General features: G+C 32.5%; 13 protein-coding genes. 11 read left to right on the top strand and 2 right to left on the bottom strand.

Translation table 11 applies throughout. The features are described 5' to 3' along the window. Positions 1-260: 260 nt before the first annotated feature. Together IR022_RS11245 and IR022_RS11240 are read right to left on the bottom strand one after the other, a co-directional pair. The gene (locus IR022_RS11245; RefSeq protein ID WP_194203750.1) at positions 261-2540 is read right to left on the bottom strand and encodes a BamA/TamA family outer membrane protein; all 2280 of its coding nucleotides are present in this window, start codon (positions 2538-2540) and stop codon (positions 261-263) included. A 280-nt stretch (positions 2541-2820) separates the two neighbouring features. Continuing rightward, positions 2821-5133 (bottom strand): hypothetical protein, encoded by a 2313-nt coding sequence (locus IR022_RS11240; protein WP_194203749.1) that lies wholly within the window; start codon positions 5131-5133, stop codon positions 2821-2823. Positions 5134-5398: 265 nt separating this feature from the next. Here IR022_RS11240 and IR022_RS11235 point away from each other — a divergent pair, with 265 nt between their 5' ends. From IR022_RS11235 to IR022_RS11180, 11 genes are all read left to right on the top strand, one after another. Further along, a complete protein-coding gene (locus IR022_RS11235) occupies positions 5399-6718 on the top strand; it encodes a UDP-glucose dehydrogenase family protein (RefSeq protein ID WP_194203748.1) in 1320 nt (439 codons plus the stop codon). Between the two features lie 46 nt (positions 6719-6764). Continuing rightward, a complete protein-coding gene (locus IR022_RS11230) occupies positions 6765-9176 on the top strand; it encodes an SLBB domain-containing protein (protein ID WP_050708284.1) in 2412 nt (803 codons plus the stop codon). Between the two features lie 2 nt (positions 9177-9178). Next, entirely contained in the window at positions 9179-10264 is a 1086-nt protein-coding gene (locus tag IR022_RS11225; protein WP_194203747.1) for a Wzz/FepE/Etk N-terminal domain-containing protein, read from the top strand. Positions 10265-10707: 443 nt separating this feature from the next. Continuing rightward, positions 10708-11748 (top strand): sialidase family protein, encoded by a 1041-nt coding sequence (locus IR022_RS11220; RefSeq protein WP_242053219.1) that lies wholly within the window; start codon positions 10708-10710, stop codon positions 11746-11748. A gap of 56 nt (positions 11749-11804) precedes the next feature. Then, positions 11805-13334 (top strand): aldolase catalytic domain-containing protein, encoded by a 1530-nt coding sequence (locus IR022_RS11215; RefSeq protein ID WP_194203746.1) that lies wholly within the window; start codon positions 11805-11807, stop codon positions 13332-13334. A gap of 3 nt (positions 13335-13337) precedes the next feature. Then, positions 13338-14030: a cytidylyltransferase domain-containing protein gene (locus IR022_RS11210; protein WP_194203745.1), complete on the top strand. Its 693-nt coding sequence runs from the start codon at positions 13338-13340 to the stop codon at positions 14028-14030. A gap of 34 nt (positions 14031-14064) precedes the next feature. Beyond that, a complete protein-coding gene (locus IR022_RS11205) occupies positions 14065-15513 on the top strand; it encodes a lipopolysaccharide biosynthesis protein (protein ID WP_194203744.1) in 1449 nt (482 codons plus the stop codon). Beyond that, positions 15494-16351 (top strand): hypothetical protein, encoded by an 858-nt coding sequence (locus IR022_RS11200; protein WP_194203743.1) that lies wholly within the window; start codon positions 15494-15496, stop codon positions 16349-16351. The genes IR022_RS11205 and IR022_RS11200 overlap by 20 nt, the downstream gene beginning before the upstream one ends. Further along, complete coding sequence (locus IR022_RS20245; protein WP_194203742.1) at positions 16348-17022, top strand: CatB-related O-acetyltransferase; 675 nt, start codon at positions 16348-16350, stop codon at positions 17020-17022. The genes IR022_RS11200 and IR022_RS20245 overlap by 4 nt, the downstream gene beginning before the upstream one ends. Then, positions 17012-18301: a glycosyltransferase gene (locus IR022_RS20020; RefSeq protein ID WP_242053216.1), complete on the top strand. Its 1290-nt coding sequence runs from the start codon at positions 17012-17014 to the stop codon at positions 18299-18301. The genes IR022_RS20245 and IR022_RS20020 overlap by 11 nt, the downstream gene beginning before the upstream one ends. Before the next feature lie 40 nt (positions 18302-18341). After that, entirely contained in the window at positions 18342-19571 is a 1230-nt protein-coding gene (locus tag IR022_RS11180; RefSeq protein ID WP_194203741.1) for an EpsG family protein, read from the top strand. Positions 19572-19578 lie beyond the last annotated feature (7 nt).

Here is a 19578-nt window from a genome sequence, read left to right as displayed (position 1 = left end):
GTTTTGATCAGGATAATTTACTCGGTTTCGTTTTTTTGTGTTTTATAATACGGTATTTGTAGTGGTTTCTGCTTATGGATAAGGTCTTAAATAACGATTAATTCTTTGGATTTGTTGATAAAAGAGGCTCTATTTTTTTTAATAGGCCTCTTTGTAATCTTATGCTTATATATTTAAAGCAGAGTGTCTTAAATGAAGAATAAATTTTTATATCCACCAAGTAGATATTTTTTGTATATCATATTAGCTAAGAAAAATCTTTAGAATGGATATCCAATTGCAAAGTGCCATGCTGTTCTGTTGAGAGCGGGCTTGAAAATAACCCAGCGATCGTTTACTGCTCGTCCGGGGTCGTAGGCTCTGATACCATAGTCAAAACGGAGAAGTAAGAATCCTAAGTCGAAACGAACACCGGCACCATAAGATAACGCTATCTCTTTATAGAATTTGTTGAATCTGAATTGTCCGTTAGGCTGAGATTCTTTATAGTTCTTCATTGTCCAGATATTACCAGCATCAATAAATCCTGCTAGTTCAATATATTCTGATACTTTGCTTCGGTACTCAATATTCATATCGAGTTTGATATCCCCAACTTGATTTACGAAATCGTTTACTCCGGAGCTGTCTGCAACATAAGATCCTGGACCAAGGTCACGGGTAGCCCATCCTCTGACACTATTTGCTCCCCCTGCAAAATATCTTGTTTCGAAAGGTAGTACTGCTGAATTACCAAAGGGAGAGGCAACACCTATTCCTATATGGTATGCGATTCTATTTTTGGTATTTAGTGTATGTGTTTGCGCAAAGCTTAAGTCTCCTTTGATGTACTCGGCAAAACGGATTCCCAATATTTTTTTAGCTCCTAAACTGTCTCTTGGTGCATCATAAAATGTTGTTACCAAACGAGGTAAAAGACCACTGACATCTATCCCCGCTCTTATACTGAATATATTTTTGGGAACTCTTCTGCCTACTCTACTATTAGCATTAGTATATGTGATGTTATATGTTGTACGCGAAATCAATTGATCTTTGTAACTTTCTTTTAAAATGGGATTACTGTTAGCTAACCGTTCTTTAAAATCGTTAGATATCCAAGGCATGCGTATATAATTTATATCCCAAAGGTTTACGCTATGAGCAAATTTATTTTGATTGGATGTCCATCTATAAGTAAGTGTTGCATTAAAGAACTGTCGGGTGTACTCTTGGCGATGTTGGTTATTAATACCTAAAGAGACCTGTGTACTGGCAGAGGGTTGTTCTCTCCACTTCGGTTTTAACCAAGGGAATAAAAATTGAGGAAAGGCAAGAGAAGCATCGGCTCCAATCTCAAAAAAGTTTTGGTTTGCCATTTCGGGGTTGCTCGAATTCGAAATAAACTCATAAGCTCCTCTTAGTTTCAATCTTAAAATCTCGGCTCCATTAAATAAATTTTGATGTTGATAGGTAATACTTGGTGCAATACCTAAATCTCCTGCCGAGTTTGTTCCCTGTATTTCTGTTTGAAAGAAGTGAGTATTTCCGGGTGCAATAGTTATAAGTGCGTCTATATACTGTACACTGTCGTTTGGGTGGCTAACTTCGGTAAACTGTATGTTGGTTTGTTTAACGACTCCAATGCCATTAAAAGCTCCGGTAGTACGTGTAAATGCCATATCGGAATAATATTTTCCGGGACGTATAGCATTATTCCTGTAAAGAGTCGATTTTCTTAAGAATCTATTTTTTCCATAAATCACATTTATTCCTTTATAATTGACTGTGTCAACTTCTGAGAATAGCTTTTCATTTCCTCTTGCCATCGGATCGAATCCGCTTAATATACTAACGTTTCTTATTTTAAACTTTTTAAATGAGGTGCTGTCTCTAGGTGGATAAAGCGACAAAAAAAGGTCTACCTGATGTGCATTTAGAGTGGTATCAGCCTTGTAATAAAGTAATTCTTTTGAGAATTTATAATATCCTATATTTCTTAGATAGGATGTTAGGTTTACTCTAGAGTCTTCGAGGTCAATCTGGTTAAATGTAATTCCTGGTTGTATGCTTGTATATTTTTTTGCGGGAGCAAGACTTTTTGCAATAGTAGGATTAGCAAGGGTGTAATCGTAGCTGCGTATTTTGTATACTCCGTTGTTATGTATATCATAAGTAACTGTGACTTTTTTCTTTTGTACTTTGAGAAGAGTGTCAACCTCTGCTCTCAAGTATCCCAGATTACTCAACTCTTTAGCTACTTGATTTGCCGAAGTTTTAGTTTGTTGAGGGTTGTATAAAACGGGTGCTTGTCCCATTTTTTTTATAATGCGATTGAGCCATTTACTTGTATCCTGACCGGCTATATTATAAATAGCTAATCTTATCTTATTATTGGGTTGCTGACGGATAAAGCTTTCGAAGTAAGCGCCATCAATTGCTTTTGAATCTGCATCGATATTATATCCCTTTAGCAGATAGCTCCCTTCGGGAACGTGTTTTGTAGAATTACATGACCATATAGAAAAAAGGATCAGTAGACAATATATTGTTTTTTTCATTCGTACTCAAATTGCGGTTCCACACCTGTTTATTTATTTTTATAAGCACATCTTATATAAAATTTACCAGAGTTCTATAATCCAAGAGTATTTTAGAAAACTCAAATGAAAATATGTGTTATTCTCTGTTACTATTTACAAAAGTAACAAATTGAACTATTTAATTAAAAAAAGATTCTTTTATCTCACTATAACGGATAAAAGAATCTCTATGTTTTCGAGTATTCGTATTAATTTGATTTAAATTCTAATTGTACTGGAGTAAAATAGACTAAATGAATTAATTAACGACCATTATTTTTGTTACCACTCCTTCCGATCCATCCTCCGAAGAACCAAATACTAAATATACCCCAGTATCTACACGTCTGCCTCTTGCATTTTGTAAATTCCATGAATATTGTCCTCCAAGAGATCTACCTTCATTTATGAGATTTCCTTTCAAGTCGGTAATTTTTATTCTCGAATTAGATTGTAGTCCTGTTATAGTAACCGATCCTTCATAGCCCGGGCGTATAGGATTAGGATAAGCGTATACATCAGAGAAGCTGTCTGCTCCCGTTGTGGCTAAACCTTTATATGCCATAATACCTCTTTCTGTTCCAAAATATACAGTTCCATTATTGGGGTCGATAGCTAAAGACATTACGTTATTGGAGGGTAGGGGGCTATCTTCTAAAGTAAAATGTTCAAGGGTTTCTTTATTATCGGAACTTATAAGATAAACACCCGATGTTTGGGTTGCTATCCATTTTCGGTTAGCTCCATCTATGGCAATTGCGCTGATGGCTACATTCTCTAGTAAGCCAGTTACCGAATTTGATCCACTTCCGCTCTCTACTTTTATCTTATTAAAAATAATTTCTTTGGTAAAGATATTACTTGAAGTATATACTTGAAATGGACCAATGTCTGTTCCCAGCCAGAAATGTCCGTTAATATCTTCAGCAATTGTATTTATGTCAGATATATTGAGTCTCTTTCTATCTTGATCCATGAAGTAGTTTTTATCTCTATCGGTACTTAAGTATATATATTTATCATCGGAGGTGTTGTTAATAGTTCCGTTATCATTAAATATAAAGAGATAGTTGTCTCCTCCAAAAGAGGTGACCCATTTGTTAGAATATCTATCAATTACAATGTTTCTAGGATTAGTAGCTGCGTTTGCAATATCAGAATAATGAACCTGTGTCCATTCTCCACTCTTTAAACGTACTTTAATTATGTTTTTGACTCTCGAATTTAGTAACCATAAATTACTGTTTTTGTCGAAAACCATTCCACTAACACGTGTTGTTTTGTAGTCTTCTAAAATAATGGGTTCTATGGTACTATTCGATTCGTTGTATATGTTCTGAAATTTAGCTCCTTCGAATTCATACAAGCCTTCGCCCCAGCTACTAGCGAATATGCGATTCTGATTGGTGGGGTCGCTCACTGCATATACTAAATCTTGTGCATTAATACCACTTGCGTTGCTTATATCACTTGGGTAAATATTTGTCCATCTAGAATCTTTGTAGATGGATATACTTGCAGGCTTATTCATCCTTACAGACTTATCTACTCCGTTTAGAAAGTAGCCTCCACCGGAAACTATTAATTGCTTGTTTTGGAAGGTGAGTGAAAATGGATAGTTAGATACAGGTCCCCGAGGGGCAATCCATCGTTTCACATATTCAGGGCTATTCCCATTAGCCTTAATTAGTGATAGGTTGTTTCCGGATGATCCTAGCCAATATTCGCTAGTAGTATTGCCATTTGGAATTACACTAGTAAGTTTATCGATATCTATTTTTGTATTTTTATCTAAATCCTCGTAATCCCAAAATGCATTGTCAGCCATTACAATCATATGATCGTTTTGAGAATGCTGTATGGACTGTAAATCTTTTCTGGCTAATACCGTTTTTAGAGATGTGGGGCTATCCATTCTGTAAATTGCTTTTTGAGGAACAAGAAAATGGAGTTGGTTTTTGAATACGAGGATATCTCGAATCTCGTTATCTTCAAATGTATTATTAGGATCAGTATTGTGTGTACTTACCTCAAGATTTTTCCAAGAAGCAATATCCTGAGCATTGTCGGTAATGTCTATGTATAAAATCCCTTTTTGTGTAGCTGCATATAGCTTGTTGTCATAAACGAGTATAGAATAAAAAGGGATGTTGAATATTCCTGATTCCTTGACCTCTTTGTCTGTCAGATTAATTATTAGAAAACCAAAATCAGTTGCTAAATATGCAAAATCTTCATAAATAAATACTTTGTTGATCGTTTTCTCCAGATTCTGAGTTGAGTTCTTCAAATCAGAAATGTTGATGTGAGATTTATCTTCAAACCAAAGTTCTATGTTAGCATCAGCACGAGTGATAAGTAGGCATTTATGTTTGCTACTGTATACTATGTGTTTAATATCAGTATTTCCCCCTTCTTTTTTGATGTATTCATTCAAGCTTCCATCCGAATGATTGTAGCTAAAAAGCTTTCCATCAGTTACTGCATAGATAGTATTTCCATTTTTTTCTAGCTCTTTTATATCAGCAGAGTAAGATATCTGAGAAGCCCACTGGTCTGTCTTTTGTGCCACTACTGCAATAAAAGACAAACAAAAAATAATAAAAAACGAGTAACTCCGTTTATTAACCATGACCTTGTATATTGTTGAAGGTTATTGATCTAAATTATGAATAATTTACAAAGATAAAATAATACTTTATTAGATAAGGATCAGAGTTTATATATTCCGTTAAATATCATACCTGATATGGTTTATTAAAATTTTGTTTTCTTTCTTAAGTATTATTATTATACTTTTGTTTGCTACTATTTCGAAATAGGGCTTATATTGATTTATGGAGATTGCAATTGTTGGAACCGGATATGTTGGTTTAGTAACGGGTACTTGTTTTTCGGAAATGGGTATGCACGTTCGTTGTGTCGATACGGATTCCAATAAAATAGAAAACCTGAAAAAAGGAATTATTCCAATTTACGAACCGGGCTTGGAGGATATGGTTATTCGCAATTATCAAGCAGGACGTTTGCAATTTTCGACAGATCTGAGTGCTATACTTAATGATGTTGATATTGTTTTTAGTGCAGTCGGCACACCCTCGGATGAGGATGGCAGTGCAGATTTAAAATATGTATTGGAAGTTGCTCGAACTATAGGTCGTTATTTGACAAAATATGTACTTGTGGTTACAAAAAGCACTGTTCCTGTTGGTACAGCTAAACTTGTAAAAGAAACAATTCAAGAAGAATTGGATAAAAGAGGTCTTACTGATCTTATATTTGATGTTGCTTCTAATCCCGAATTCTTGAAGGAGGGAACAGCTATCACTGATTTTATGCACCCTGATCGTGTTGTCGTTGGTGTAGATTCAGATCGAGCCAAAGAAGTAATGGATCGTTTGTATAAACCATTTACTATAAATAATTATAGAATGATTTATACAGATATCTCATCTGCAGAGATGATTAAATACGCCGCTAATGCAATGTTGGCTACACGGATTAGCTTTATGAATGATATAGCTAATTTGTGCGAAATAGTTGGAGCAGATGTCAATATGGTGAGAGCCGGCATTGGTTCGGATAATCGTATAGGTAAGAAGTTTTTGTATTCAGGTTGTGGTTATGGCGGTAGTTGTTTCCCTAAAGATGTAAAAGCTTTAGTGAAAACAGCAGAAGACAGCGGCTATACGATGCAAGTTTTGAAGGCTGTAGATGCTGTTAATGAGTATCAGAAAACTGTTCTATTTAAAAAACTGAACGATTATTATAATGGTGATTTGAAAGGAAAAACGGTGGCTCTTTGGGGGCTCTCTTTTAAACCTAAAACAGATGATTTGCGTGAGGCCCCATCTTTAGTTTTAATAGAAAAACTATTGGAGGTTGGCGTTAAGATAAAAGCATATGACCCAATAGCTATAGATGAAGCAAAAAAACATATTGGAAATAAAATAGAATATGCAAAAGATATTTACGATGCAACGTTAGATACTGATGCAATTCTTTTGGTTACGGAATGGAATGAATTTAGATTACCTTCCTGGTCAGCCATAAAAAAGCTAGTAAAAAAGCCCTTAGTCATTGATGGACGTAATATTTATAATGGAAATGATTTACGTGAGATTGGGTTTGAATATATAAGCATTGGATCAAAATAGAATTAATTACAATCATATAAGCTATTTAAAAGTGTACATGAACCGCATGAAGAAGATTATTTTTTGTTTATTCCTTTTTTTACTCTCTAGCAATATGATGTTTGCTCAAATGTCAGATGATCAAATAATTAATTATGTGAAGCAAGAGGTCGACAAGGGTACTTCACAACAAATTATTGCGACAAACTTGATGAAACAAGGCGTCACAAAAGCTCAATTGGAGAGAATAAAACAACAACAAGAACAAAAGCAAACCTCTGGAACTACTAGTACTAAGAGTAGTACTGAGCTGAGAAGAGATAGAAAAGAGAGTGTAGATGATGAATTGAATGCCGGCGATTTAGATCAGGTAAATAGTAATATTAGTCCTGTTGTAGTTGAAGATTCAGATACAATCGTTATTTTCGGTAAAAATATATTCAATGCAAAGAACTTGACGTTTAGCCCAAATGTCAATATTCCTACTCCTATTGACTATCGATTAGGTCCGGGTGATGAGGTTGTTATAGATATATGGGGTGCTTCTCAGACTTCGGTTAGACAAGTTATTTCAGCAGAAGGAAGTATTACAGTTGATCGTTTGGGTCCAATATTTCTGAATGGAATGAGTGTTAAGGAAGCAAATGATTATGTACAACGAAAATTTGGAGATATTTACTCTGGTTTAGATAATGGCGGAGGATCTACACAAATAAAGCTAACATTAGGTCAAATAAGAACTATACAGATAAATGTAATGGGAGAAGTGGTTGCTCCCGGAACGTATGCACTTTCTTCTTTATCATCTGTATTTCATGCTTTATACAGAGCAGGTGGTGTAAATAAAATCGGATCTCTACGTGCAATCAAACTTTATAGAAACGGAAAGCTTCTTCGAGTTTTAGATGTTTACAAATATATATTAGAAGGTAAGATGAATGATGATATCCGAATGACTGATGGGGATGTTATTATTGTTCCAACTTACATATCTCTTGTAAATATTTCGGGAAAAGTTAAACGTCCAATGTTCTATGAAATGTCTTCAAAAGAAACACTAAAGGACTTACTTGCTTATGCAGGAGGCTTTACAGGTGATGCTTATACTAAAAGTATTAGGGTTGTCCGTGAAACTGGAGGAGAGAATAAAATATTCACATTAACTGAGGATGAATATCAAGATTTTATCTTAGGCGACAAAGATGCTGTCACAATTGGTTCTGGACTCGATCTTTATGAAAATAGAGTGGAAATAAAAGGAGCTATCTACAGAACAGGATATTATGAGATAGGCAAAAATATAACTACAGTAAAACAACTTATAGCAGCAGCAGATGGCCTTCGAGGAGATGCTTTTCTTAATAGAGCTATTTTGACTCGAGAAAGGGATGATTATACTTTAGAAACATTGCCTGTTGATATTCGTGAATTATTGTATGGAAATGGAAATGATATTGTATTGAGAAAAAATGATATTCTCTATATTCCATCCATCAATGATTTAAAAGAATTTGGTGATTTTATGGTACATGGAGAAGTAGCACGTCCAGGTACTTATAAATACTCGGATAATACAACTTTAGAGGATTTAATAATCCAGGCTGGCGGACTCTTGGAGTCAGCATCTATCGTTCGCGTTGATATTGCTCGAAGAATTATTGATCCCCATAGTCAAACTATAAACAGAACATTAGCTGAAAATTATACATTTAGCTTAAAAGATGGATATATTGTAAATGGAGATCCAGGGTTTGTATTAAAACCTTACGATGAAGTGTATGTACGACGGAGCCCTGGATATCATGAGCAACAGAATGTCTTTGTAAATGGAGAATTATTATTTCCCGGTGCATATGCTCTGAATCGGAAAACAGAAAGAATTTCAGACATAGTAAAAAGAGCGGGTAATCTTACAGCTGATGCTTATGCAAAAGGAGCTAGACTTCTTCGAATGCGTTCGGAGGAGGAAATATTTAGATCGCAAGCTGCTCTAAAAGTCGCAAATCAGGGAGGTAAAGATTCTATTTCTGTAAGAACATTAGATTTAGCAGATGCATATAGTGTCGGAATAGAGCTTGATAAAGCATTATTGAATCCTGGGTCGGATTATGATTTGGTTTTAAGAGCTGGTGATAGATTAATTATCCCTGAATATGACAATACAGTTAAGATAAATGGTGCAGTAATGTATCCTAACACTGTTGTTTTTAAACAAGGAGAGAAATTAGCTCATTATATAAATCAAGCTGGAGGATACTCTGATAACGCTAAAAAGAACAGGTCATTCGTCATTTATATGAATGGTACAGTAAGCAAAGTTAAAGGAGGAGATAGGAACGCTATTCAACCAGGTAGTGAAATAATAATTCCTAGTAAGGAGCAAGCACGAAAATTATCATTGCCAGAAATTCTTAGTTTGAGTACAAGTGTTGTTTCTATGGCTAGTCTTATTGGAGTACTAATTAATACAATGAAATAAGCATGGAGACTAATATAGAAAAAGTATCAAATCAAGAAAAAGAGATTGATTTGATAGATTTAGGGAAAAAACTTTGGGAGAAGCGTAAGTTTATTTTGAAAGGATTTCTTATTGGATTATTGTTTGGAGTTGTAATTGCTTTTAGTATTCCTAAAGAGTATACTTCAACAGTGATTTTAGCTCCAGAGGCTAATTCATCATCAAGTGCAGGGAGTGTGGGAGCATTGGCTGCTATGGCAGGTTTGAACTTAGGTGGCGGAGCTGTTAATGAAGGTCAAATGTCTCCAGAACTATATCCTAATATAGCAGAATCTACCCCCTTCATTATTGGTCTTTTTGATATTAAGGTTAGAGATGTAGAAAATAGTATTGATACTACTTTGTATTATTATATAAAAGATAACCAGAAGAGTAGCTGGTGGGCTAAAATAATGCGGCTTCCTTTTGGATTAATTGATTTAGTGTCTAGAAGTGATGGTAGTCTGGAGGAGCAGCAACCTGTGATGGGCTTTTCTTTAAATAAGGAGCAAACAAGTGTTTTTAATAATATAAAAGGGCGAATTGGTGTTGTTGTTGATAAGAAAACAGGAATTATTACATTAAGGTCAACGATGCAAAATGCAGAAATTTCTGCATTAGTAGCTGATACATTAACGTCTTATTTACAATCCTACATAATAAGCTATCGCACACAAAAAGCAAGGCAAGATCTTTCTTTTACAGAAAGATTATATCTTGAAGCCAAAAAAGATTACTCAGATCTTCAACAAAAATATGCAAAATATTTGGATGAAAATCAGAATATCGTTTTAGCAAGTTATAGAGTAAATCAAGAAAAATTACAAAATGAGGTTTCCTTAGCATATGGTGTGTATAATCAAATGGCTCAGCAATTACAATTGGCAAAAGTGAAAGTTCAAGACACAACACCTGTATATACTATTATTCAACCTGCGACTGTTCCCTTAATTCCAGAAAAACCGAATAAAAAACTAATTGTTCTGAGTTTTATTTTTATTACTCTTGTCGGAGTTTGTGGCTTTATTATAGGGAAAGATTTTTTATATAATAAATACTTAAATAAATGATTGGTTTTTTATTCTATTTAGTCTTAGATAATGAAGACTGTTTAATCCTATTTTTTAATAGGTAAAGTTTATATGATGAATTCACAATGTAATATTTTAATAACCGGAGACGTTGGATTTATAAATTCTTATAATGTTCGCTTATTTGTGAAAAAATACTCCGACTGTAATGTTTTAATCTGGATAAATTAAGATTAGTTGATATTGAAAATAAGTCTAATTGTGGTTTTATTAAAGGAGATACTACTGTTTTCTATAAAACGATGATGACTTTCGGAAATATTGTAAAAATGCATATAAAAGGAAATAAATTTAACCATCTTTTAACTATGAAATTATTTTTGAATTTTTTGTTGTTAATATTTCTCATCTCGTGTACACCAGATGATTTAAATTCTCAGGTACCAGAACCAATTGATTATCAAAATTCACCTTATGTTAATATGGGAGTGGCTTTTGAGAGTAATGATAAAAATCAGCCATTATATGGAACACATTCTAGCTGGACTCATGCTAATGTTGCATATGATAAATCGCTGGATAAAGCTGTTGTTTTTTACAATATAAAAAATGGACATATGTTGACTCATAACCGGGTTGCTATGAGATTTAAAGATATTGAGGGTGGATTTAGTGACCTTTTGGTTGTTGCAGATCGAGAAGCCGAGGGAGTTAGTTGTAAGACCCAAGCTAGTGGTATTGCTGCAAATGGGGATTATATTTCTTTAGTTGCTTTATTCAATAATTCTAATGGATCAATAATAGGTAGTGATATTTATCGTTCTAGTGATAAAGGGAAAAGTTGGTCAAGAACGGATATGCTTGTAGGTAATGAAAGAGTAAAAGCTTTTAATGGTGATGTAACAGGTTTTTTACTCCTCAAAAGTGGGAGGATACTAACCTTGGCTTGCCATCCTGAAACCCGGAGAACTCGAATCCTTTATTCAGATGATAATGCTGTTACTTGGCATTTTGCTTCAGTGTCAGAATGTTTTAAACATACTGAGCCAGCGTGGTGTGAATTATCTGATGGAACAATAATATGTTATTTACGGAGTACGGTTGGAGATGCAGGATATTCAACAAAAATTCCAGCATACTTTACTCGAAGCTTCGATGGGGGGCTAACATGGGAATTACCTGTACCATCCAAGTCCATACTTAATATGAATGAAGCTAATGGACAACTAATCTTCTATGAAAAATCTAAAAAGATCGAATTTTTGCATCATAGTAGATATCCGGAAGAGGATGGTTACTCAAGTATTTTGCTTTCTGTAGCTTCTGAGAAAGATGCTAAAAATGATAATATGGGAGAAGAATTGAGAATTGTTAAATTACCTAGACAGAATGGTTCATATAATGGAGATAGTGGTTACATTGGTGGTTGTAAATCAAAATCAGGAATTGTAATTGCCTTCTATTATTCAGGAAGTATGACGGATGCCAATATTTACTATTTAGTAAAGAAACCCAAGTCTTAAGTCCTATTTCTGGCTATTGAATTAAAGTAATTAAGTATTATAAAAAAGATAAATTAATGAAAATTTTAGATTGTACACTTCGCGATGGAGGTTATTATACAAATTGGGATTTTGATAAAAAGATTGTTGATAAATATATTGAAACAACTAATATCTTACCAATTGATTACTTAGAAATAGGTTATCGAAATATGCCTTCCTCTGCTTATTTAGGAAAATATGCTTATTGCCCTATTTATGAGGTCTTAGATATTCGAGCTAAAAGTTTTAAAAAATTATCTATAATGCTGAATGAAAAAGATGTTCGTCCAGCTAATCTAAATATCTTAACGGAGCCACTACAGGGGATAGTGGATATGGTTCGAATGGCCATAGATCCTAAAAACATAACGAGAGCTCTAATTTTGGCTGAAGCCTTAAAAAGACAAGGATTTGAGGTCGGATTTAATGTCATGTATATGTCTAAATGGCTTGATAATAATAATTTTATCCAAGAACTAGGTAGTCTAAGTGGTATTGTTGATGTGTTTTGTATGGTTGATTCTTTTGGAGGAATAATTCCTCATGAAGTAGAAAAGATTATTAATTTAGTTAGGTCAAGAACTGATGTTCCTATAGGCTTTCATGGTCATAATAATCTAGAGTTAGGATTGATTAACACATTAGTTGCGATTGATAATCACATTGATTTTATCGATGCTACTGTTTTAGGAATGGGGCGTGGAGCAGGTAATCTAAAAATGGAATTATTTCTCACATATTTAAGTAAACATTGTGGTTTTGGTTTGGATTTCAATGCCTTAGGTAATTTAGTTTCCACATTTCATCCACTATTTGATAAGTACCAATGGGGAACTAATTTGCCATATATGATATCTGGAGCAAATTCTTTTCCACAAAAGGATGTTATGGATATGGTAAGTAATAGGTTGTGTTCTTTCAATAGCATAGTTAGAGTTCTAGATAATAAAAAAGCCAATGTAGAAGATAATGAGAAATTCCCTCTTTTTAAAGATTATTGTTCTAATAATGTATTAATTGTTGGTGGTGGTGAAAATGTCGAAAAACATATTGATGGTATTCAAGAATTCATCAAGAGTAAGAACGATATAACTATTATTCATGCAAGTTCAAAAAATGCGTCTCATTTTAAGAATATTAATGCTCCGCAAATGTTTTGCTTAGTAGGTAATGAAGGGCAACGTATCGAAGAGGCATTTAAAGGATTTAATTCCTTTGTTGGTACATGTATACTACCTCCGTTTCCGAGAAAGATGGGTACGGAAGTTCCATTTTTTGTACATGAAAAAACTTTTGAATTGGGGGCTGTGGAATTTATTCATGAATACGAAGATTCTTGTACTTCTTTGGCTTTACAGATAGCTTTAGATATAAATGCGAAGAATGTATTTATAGTTGGTTACGATGGCTATCCGGATGGACTTATGACTTCTAAGGAAAAGGATTTGACTACTGAAAACGAATATATATTATTAGCATTTTGCAATTATTATAAAGGGAGTGTAGTCTCTTTAACTCCAACTGTTTATAACTTGAAAGTTGAATCTCTTTATCAAAATTTGTAGAATATGAAAGCTGAAAATATTACATTTTTTTTACCTACTAGAAAAGGGAGCCAGCGGGTGGAAAATAAAAATACCCGAATGTTTGCTGGTATAGAAGGAGGATTGTTAGAGGTAAAACTTCGTCAATTATTAAAAACTCGTAATATTGATGAAATCATTTTATCAACTAATGATGAAGAGTGTATAAGTATTGCCCAAAAATATACAAATAGGGATACTCGTTTTAAAATAATCGAAAGACCTAACCATCTTTGTCTTGATGTGACTAATTTACAAGACTTGATAGAGTATGTACCTACTATTACAGAAGCGGATCATATTTTGTGGGGGCATGTAACAACTCCAATTGCTGGGGCAGATGAATATGATAAAGCAATAGACTTATATTTATCTAAATTACAAGAAGATGTTGATTCGTTAATAAGTGTGGTGGAATTGAAGAATTTTCTTTTGGATCAAGAAGGGAAGTTAATAAATAATTCGACTGATTTGCCTTGGCCTCGCACACAAGATCTAGATGCCCTTTTTGAAATAAACCATGTCATGTTTATTGCTAAACGCGAAGTCTATGAGCATGATAAAAATAGAATTGGGAAAAAGCCTATTATTTATACAATGGATAAAATAAAATCTTTTGATATTGATTGGCAGGATGATTTCTTAATTGCAGAAATGATCTATAAGAATCTTTTTTGAGTAATAATACGTTTTACATTTATTGAGATTTACTGTGGGGAAATATAGCCGTCTAGGAAAGAATACTGTATTAGTATTTGTGGGTAATATAGGTAGTAAAATTATATCTTTACTAATGTTGCCATTCTATACAGCATGGTTATCTGTGGCGGACTATGGAGCCACAGACTTAATATCAGTATATGTAACATTTTTATTGAGTATTGTGACTTGCTGTTTGGCTGAAGCTATTTTTGTTTTTCCGAAAGATCAAGAAGTTGAAAAACAAAAACAATATTTCACTTCGGGATTATTTTTTGCAATAATAAGTCTTATTGTTGTTGGCTTTTTATTTTTGATTATTAAACAAATACTTTTAAAATATCAAATATCAAATATCTTCACAGATTATACTTGGTTTATATGGGGAATGATTATATCAACTTTTTTCCAATCTTATCTACAGCAATTTTCGCGTAGTATCAATAAGGTAAGAGTATATGCCATATCTGGTGTTGTTTTGACCGCTTTTACAGCATTATTATCATTTATTTTAATTCCAAAATTTGGATTATTTGGATATTTGTATGCTCAAATTTTATCTTTTATAATTTCGGGTTTATATACATTTTTAGCTATTCGCGGATATCAGTTTCTTAGCATTGGTATAAAATCGATTCCTTTTTGTAGGGAAATGTTAAAGTATTCCGTCCCTTTAATACCAAATGGTATTATGTGGTGGTTGGTGGGAGCTTTAAATCGCCCTATAATGGAAGATAAATTAGGATTAGATGCTGTTGGTATTTTTGCTGTAGCTAATAAGTTTCCTTCTATTATAATAATGTTGTTTGGTGTTTTTATATATTCATGGCAGATATCAGTAATAGAGGAATTTAAAAAAGAGGGGTATAAGGAATTTTATAATAAAATTCTTAGAATTTTATTTTCTTTGTTGACTCTTTTATCTTGTCTAATGGCTGTTTGTAGTAAGTTTATTATCTCTATTATGGCAGATGAGAAGTTTTATGATGCATGGAAGTTTGTTCCAATTTTATGTATTGCTGTTCTTTTTTCCTCTCTTTCTGGATTTGTTGGGACTAACTTTTCAGCAACAAGAGAAAGTAAATATTATTTTTATTCTAGTATTTGGGGAGCTTTAGCTAGTATATTATTTAATTTAGTATTAATACCTCAATATAGTCTATGGGGCGTATCATTAGCAGTTGTGTTATCATACTTGGTGATGGCTGGCTCTCGTATTATTTATTCATGGAAGTATGTTCAAATTAATAATGCATTTTCCTATTTTGCTATGTTAATAGTTAATGTGTGTGTTATCTCGGTTACTTATTATATAGATAATATTTTATTAAGGTTTATTGCCTTTAGTATACTATTTCTTACACTTCTACTAATAAATAAAAGTTTATATCCAGATTTAAGAAATTTAGTTAGAATTTTTTTAATGAAATCAAAAAGAAAAAATGATCAGACAAATATTTAAATTTATAAAAGATACAGGAAATTGGTCTTTATTTCTGATGAGGGTTTTAGTAAATGGGAATTTGAGAAATCCTCTAAAAAAAGATTGCCAAGGAAAGACTGTTGCCGTTTTGGCAAATGGGCCTTCATTAAGAAAAGAGCTACATAAATTTGAAGAAGGTGAAGAGTTTAAGGATATTGATTTTATTGTTTTGAATTTTTTTGCGTTCGAGGAGATTTTTTTTAAAATCAAACCAAAACATTATTGCTTTGCTGATCCGATGTTTTTTCAAGAGAATCACAAAAAAGATGTTGTCCAAAAATTATTCCATATAATGGAAAACCGTATTGACTGGGATATAAATATATATATTCCATCTAGCAAGCTTACAGACTTTTTAAAATATAGTGGTTTGAAAAATAGACATCTGGCTATAATTAAAATGAATTTTACTGAATATTCAGGTTATGAGTCTTTACGCCATTTTTTTTACGAAAAAGGCTTGGCAATGCCTAGGGTACAGACCGTTGCGAACTTAGCAATTTATTTAGCTATAAATAAAACTTATTCTAAAATCCATTTATATGGAGTTGATCATACTTATTTTGATTCATTGTGTATAAATAAGGATAATATTTTATGTAATAGAGATGTGCATTTTTATGATGGTAGTGATGTTGATTTAAAACCAATTTTAAGGAATGATAATGATATACCATGGAAGATAAGTGAGTACCTTCAAGCCATAACGTATATGTTTAAGAGTCACGATTTATTGGCTTCGTATGCTCGGTACTTAAATCTTGAAATTTTGAATTATACTAAATGTTCAATGATCGATAGTTATGATAGGATATGATAAATTTTATTAGAAATATACCGATTGTAGATTGGCTGGTGTGGAAGTTTAAAATTTATATGCTTTTATCTAGAAACAAAGGGAAGCATATTGAAATAGGAAAAAATGCTACAGTATTTAACTCAAGTATATCAGACTATAATAGTTTTTATGAAAATGTGGTTATTGATAACTGCCATATACAAAGATTTGTTTATGTATCTTTTAATACACGAATCGCAAATGCAGTAATAGGAAGCTTTTGTTCTATTGGTCCTAATTGTTTAATAGGTCAGGGGGAACATCCTATAGACCATATATCTACATTCCCTGCCTTTTTTTCAACGTATAGGCAATGTCAAATCAGTTTTTGTAATGAGTCTAAATTTAATGAATCAACAAAAACGATTATTGGTAATGATGTTTGGTTAGGAGCAAATGTTATTGTGTTAAATGGAGTATCAATCGGAAATGGGGCGATTATTGCAGCTGGTGCAGTTGTAACAAAAGACGTTCCAGCTTATTCTATTGTTGGAGGTATACCAGCTAAAATTTTAAAATATAGATTCTCTGATGATAGAATATCCTTTCTTCAGGATTTTAAATGGTGGGAGAAAGATATTGATTGGATTAAAATAAATGCTCATCTATTTTGTGAGCCAAACAAATTTTTTACAGTTTATGAAAAATGAAAGACATGCATTAATTACTATTATAACAGTAACTTATAATGCCAAAGAATATTTGGAAGAAACTATTTTGTCTGTTATAAACCAATCATATCCAAATATTGAGTATTTAGTCATAGATGGTGGTAGTACTGATGGCACTGTTGATATAATCAAAAAATATCAAGATCAAATATCGTATTGGATAAGTGAACCAGATAGTGGTATTTATGATGCGATGAATAAAGGTATATTGAAAGCGAATGGCGAATGGATAAATTTCATGAATGCTGGAGATACTTTTAATGATATGAATGTTTTAGACTTAATCTTTAAAAATCATTTATATGATGGGGTTAGTGTCATTTTTGGCAATTCTATTTCTAGAGATAAAAATAATAATCTTCTATTTTTAGAAGCTTCTGAGAATATTCATCTATTAGCGACATCTCCAACATATAGACACGGGGCCTCTTTTGTAAGAGCGGAGGTGCATAAAAAAAATCTTTTTGATTTATCAGAAAAAAAATTTGGTTTTGCTCTTGATTATAATTGTATCTATACTCTGTATAAAAATAATTTTACTTTTAAGAAGGTAGATGTTATAGTTATGACATATTTGCAGGATGGTATCTCCAATAATCCGATCAAAATGATTTGGTATAATTATTTGATAACAAATCAACGTAGATTTAAACTCATTAACTTTATTAAGTTATTGCTTCGTCTATGTGTCTGTTATTTTCGAAAAAATAAGCCAATTAAGTATTTATTAATGAGTATTTATTCCTTCTTTGCATATTATGTGATGAATGTTATTGTAGCATATGTGCCAATTTGGTGGTTTCGTAAATTTTATTATAAATTATTTGGGATGAAGATTGGTTATGGGGCAATGCTGAATATGGCTCAGTATATTTTCAGCCCAAATAAGATAACAATTGGTAATTATACAAATATAAATAGAGGTTGTTTTATTGATGGTAGAGGAGGATGCCATATTGGTGATTCGGTATCTATTTCACACAAAGTATCTATTGTAACGGGTAGCCATGATGTAAATTCTACTAATTTTTCAGGTATCTATCTTCCTATTGTTATAAAGGATTATGCTTGGATTGGTATTAATGCTGTCATTTTACAAGGAGTTATTATTGAAGAAGGAGCAGTTGTTGCAGCTGGTTCAGTTGTAACAAAAAATGTTCCAGCTTACGCTATTGTTGGTGGAGTTCCTGCAAGAGTTATAGGGACTAGAAATAAAAATTTAGATTATAAATGCGAGTGGATGATTCCTTTTGTGTAATCGATTGGTAGCTATGAATATGTATGTGAAGGATGACATTATGTTAGGGGATGATAATAAGAAGATTATACACAATAATATTATAGTGTCATTTGGTTCTTTTATTCTTTGGTTCTTTTTCCCTATATTATCTATTCCTATTTTTCTTTTTTTATTAGGCTATAATCAAATTACACTGACAAAGACTAATCAGTTTCTATTAATTATACTTATAGCTTGTTCTTTTGGTTTGATTTCTTACGTTACAGGTAGTGGTGGAGCAGAAGATAATGATATGGTTCGTTATAGGCAGGTGTTTGGACTTATGACTGATAGGCAAATAGAAGAATTAAATGTAGGATCATATTTTTTTCTTATAATTAATTGGTTTATTGCAAACTATATTTCTCCAGATGGGCAGGTGATGAGCTTCGTGTTTACTTCAATTAGCTATTTTTTTATTCTTCTTTCAATAAAAAGATTCAGTATTTTATATGTTGAAAAAAAATACCATTGCTTAGTATTATTCTCTGTCATTTTTATTATATCAATATTAGTAACAACAGAATTTGTTAAGCAAGTACTATCTTCAGCATTGTTTTTATTTGGATTAACTTATAAGATTACGTCTAAGAAGCGATCTTATATATGGCTTGTCTTGAGTGTTTTGGTTCACCCTGCATCTGCTATTATGATTGCTCCTCTGTATTTTTATGATTTTCGTATTGTGCGTAAAAACATTTATCTGATATTGGTTATATGCATTATTTTATCTCAGATTGATATAGTTCAAATATTGGCAAGTTTCTCAAATCTACCAATAATGGAGACTCTTGGTTTTAGCGATAGACTTCAAGCTTATTCTTCAGATTATGAGGGGTTTGGAGGCTCGAAGCGCTATTATCTTATTTTTTTATTTTATATTTTACAAATTTTTCCTATTTATTATGCATTCTTTAAGAGAAAAGATACGAAAAATCCCATCTGTGTCTTTTTCTTATTAACAGTTTGTATACTACTCTTTAATATGAGTAATACACATAATTTTGCTCGATTAACAAGAAATTTTTATCCCTTTCAAATTTTAGCACTAATATTTTCGATTCAATATATAAATTTTCCATTTAAGAAAATTTGGATATACTTGATTATGGCTTGCTTATTTGGGTCGAATATGATTGAGTTTACGAGGACAATGGTTAATGTGAACTATCATGCCACTTTTATGGGTAATGATTGGTTGGCTTTGTTTTTTTCTAACGTGTTAAACTTTATTAATTATAAAGTTTAGTTGCTTA

The sequence above is a fragment of the Dysgonomonas sp. GY617 genome (assembly GCF_015233815.1).
Classification (GTDB): Bacteria; Bacteroidota; Bacteroidia; order Bacteroidales; family Dysgonomonadaceae; genus Dysgonomonas_A.
Note: the sequence above shows the minus strand (reverse complement) of the source record. Positions and strands in the feature narration are given on the sequence as shown.